Annotated in this window: 3 protein-coding genes and 1 pseudogene; 2 read left to right on the top strand and 2 right to left on the bottom strand. The window is 61.0% G+C overall.

The features are described 5' to 3' along the window. Window positions 1-141 precede the first annotated feature (141 nt). Window positions 142-771: pseudogene (locus ACRXB1_RS33695) on the bottom strand (pirin family protein); the annotation flags it as partial. Window positions 772-950: 179 nt separating this feature from the next. On the opposite strand from ACRXB1_RS33695, the gene ACRXB1_RS33690 reads away from it, so the two are divergent. Next, window positions 951-1,214: a hypothetical protein gene (locus ACRXB1_RS33690; protein ID WP_062167853.1), complete on the top strand. Its 264-nt coding sequence runs from the start codon at window positions 951-953 to the stop codon at window positions 1,212-1,214. Window positions 1,215-1,407: 193 nt separating this feature from the next. Next, the gene (locus tag ACRXB1_RS33685; RefSeq protein ID WP_449494493.1) at window positions 1,408-2,295 is read left to right on the top strand and encodes an EamA family transporter; all 888 of its coding nucleotides are present in this window, start codon (window positions 1,408-1,410) and stop codon (window positions 2,293-2,295) included. A 22-nt stretch (window positions 2,296-2,317) separates the two neighbouring features. Here the strand turns inward: ACRXB1_RS33685 and ACRXB1_RS33680 are convergent. Beyond that, window positions 2,318-3,019, bottom strand: a 702-nt coding sequence (locus ACRXB1_RS33680) for an N-acetylmuramoyl-L-alanine amidase (RefSeq protein ID WP_449494492.1), incomplete at its 5' end; no start/stop codon positions are given.

Genomic DNA, 3,019 nt, shown 5'->3' with positions numbered 1-3,019 from the left:
CCGTCTTTTCGATCAACGACCCGCGCTGGGGGCGGGGCGACGGCAATGGCGAAAATAAAGGCCAGGACCCGAAGCGTCCGCAGGAACAGAAGCGTCCATCGAAGGACAAGGATGGCGAAGGACCGCCCCCGGCACTTCGTCGCCGTCGATGGTGAGGTCGCCTTCCAGTAAATACACACCGCGCTCTTCGTGCTCTGTATCGAGCGTCACGGCGCTGTCCGGGGTGAATTCGGCTGCGACGTACAACGTCGGCGAGAAGTTGGTGGTCGGCGCCGTTTCGCCGAAAGCGCTGCCCGCGATCACCCGCAAGCGCACGCCGTTGCGTTCGACTAGCGGAAGGGTCGCGGCCGGATGATGCTCGAACGAGGGCGCCACCTCTTCGGCATCGACCGGGAGGCCGATCCACGTCTGGATGCCGTGCATGGTCTGGCCTGCGGCGCGTTCTTCGTCCGGCGTGCGTTCCGAATGCACGATACCCCGTCCCGCCGTCATCCAGTTCACGTCCCCGGGCGAGATCTTCTGCAAGGAACCGAGGCTGTCGCGATGCATGATCGCGCCCTCGAACAGATACGTCACCGTCGCAAGCCCGATGTGCGGATGCGGCCGGACGTCGAGCCCCACGCCGGGCACGAGCGTTGCGGGACCAATATGGTCGAAGAAGATGAACGGCCCGACCGTGCGGACAGCTAGCGCGGGCAACACGCGCCGCACTGTAAGGTTGCCGACGTCGTGCTGGTGTGGCTTGAGAAACGCTTCGATTGTGGAAGACATGTGAACGCTCGGTTGCGTGCTCGGAACTGCAATTCTACTGGGCGCCGGGTTGAAGCATGCATGCGTCATCCGGCGATAGGCCGTAAGGCCTATGGTTCGTGGTTACGCAGATGGTTACCGCAATCCCTGAAAACCGCAGCACTTGAACGTCCCTTTTGCATAAGACAGGAGTTTTGATAATGACCAAAAATACGCTATTGATCGCCCTTACGGCTGGACTTCTTGCTACCGGCAGCGCTTTCGCGCAGACATCGAGCGACAACTCGACGGCCGGTGACTCCACCGCCGCACCGATGTCGGGCGCCTCTGCGCCGATGAAAAAACATCGTATGCAACGCCACGGGACCAACAAGTCGTCGAATGGCTTGTCGGCTAACAAGAGCAAAACGCCGGCGGTCGAAACGGGCGCCAGCGCCGCAGTGGAAAACGGCCAGGGCAAGTAAATCCCGGGGATCTTGAGAAGCGCTTGTGCCGGTCCCGGTACAAGCGCTTTTTCTTTGTTCAAAACTGTCAGCGTGGCCTTGTCCGAATGGGCCATGCCGTGAGTTTGTACAACGCAGTTGCAAAAACGTCCGCTAAAGTATCGATTCACGTGCGATCCAGACGATCGGCGAAGATCGAATACAACTAACGGAGATGGCTGCGTCGCCAAGGGATTTGTTGTCCGCGCTGATCGTGATTCTTGCCTGGGGCGTGAATTTCGTCGTGATCAAGGTCGGTTTGCACGGCGTGCCGCCCATGCTGCTCGGGGCGTTGCGATTCTCGCTGGTGGCGGTGCCGGCGGTGTTTTTCGTCAAGCGCCCGGCCGTTCCCTTTCTATGGGTATTCGCATACGGCGCGACCATCTCGCTTGGTCAGTTCGTGCTGCTCTTCTACGCAATGTCCGTGGGCATGCCTGCGGGTCTCGCCTCGCTCGTCTTGCAGGCGCAGGCGTTTTTCACGCTGATCTTCGCGGCCATGATCCTGGGCGAGCAGATTCGCGGGCCGAACATATTGGGCTTGCTGATTGCCGCGTGCGGGCTCGCCGTGATCGGCATGCAGGCGGGTCACGCCATGACCGTCGCGGGCTTTCTGCTGACGGTGGCGGCATCGGCAATGTGGGGAATCGGAAACGTGATTACCAAGCGCATGGGCAAGGTCGACTTGCTGTCGCTTGTCGTGTGGGCGAGCCTCGTGCCGCCGCTGCCGTTCCTGGCCTTGTCATTGGTGATGGAAGGGCCGGCGCGCATCGAGGCAAGCCTCGCGGCCATTTCCACGACGTCGGTTCTCGCGATCGTGTATCTGGCGTTTATCGCGACGATGCTCGGCTACACGCTGTGGGGAAAGCTGCTGGGGCGTTATCCGGCGAGTCAGGTGGCGCCGTTCTCGCTGCTCGTGCCCATTGTGGGACTGGCATCGGCCGCACTGCTGCTCGACGAAGGACTGAGCTCCATGCAGTTTGTCGGCGCGGTCCTGGTTATGGCCGGGCTGGCCGTGAATGTGTTCGGTGGATGGTTGAGGCAACGGTTGATGCCGGCGCGCTGAGACGCCGGCATGGTGCATTGCTTCAGGTCATCCGGCTCTTCGCCAAGGGCGGGTTCGCCGCGAAATATCGCTTGATGCCTTTCATGATCGCGTTGGCCATCTTGTCGCGATACGCGTCGTCGTTCAGGCGCTGCTCTTCTTCCGGGTTACTGATGAACGCGGTTTCCACAAGAATGGACGGAATATCCGGCGCCTTCAGTACGGCAAAGCCGGCTTGCTCCACCGAGCCCTTGTGCAGCTTGTTGATATCGCCGATCTCGTTGAGCACGAAATTGCCATAGCGCATGGAATCGCGGATCTGGGCAGTCGTGGACATGTCGAAGAGCGCTCGGTTGACGCTTGCATCCTGGGTTGTCACGTTGATGCCGCCAATGGAATCCGACGAGTTCTCCTTGTTCGCCATCCAGCGTGCAGCCGCGCTCGATGCGCCATGATCGGATAACGCAAACACGGACGACCCACGCGCGGATGGCGTGGTGAACGCATCGGCGTGAATCGATACAAACAGGTCCGCGCCCACGCGGCGCGCCTTCTGCACACGCACGTTGAGCGGCACGAAGAAGTCGTTGTCGCGCGTCATCATGGCGCGCATGTTCGGCTGGGCATCGATCTTGGCGCGCAGTTTCTTGGCGATATCGAGCGCGATATGTTTTTCGTACGTGCCGCCGCCGCCGATTGCGCCCGGATCCTCGCCGCCATGACCCGCGTCGATCGCAACCGTGAA

The sequence above is a fragment of the Caballeronia sp. M23-90 genome (assembly GCF_053574605.1).
This window is presented reverse-complemented; position numbering and strand designations above follow the sequence as displayed.

Excerpts from the sequence above, each read along its gene's own strand:
- ACRXB1_RS33690 (WP_062167853.1), top strand. The coding sequence starts at position 951 with ATGACCAAAAATACGCTATTGATCGCCCTTACGGCTGGACTTCTTGCT.
- ACRXB1_RS33685 (WP_449494493.1), top strand. The coding sequence starts at position 1,408 with ATGGCTGCGTCGCCAAGGGATTTGTTGTCCGCGCTGATCGTGATTCTT.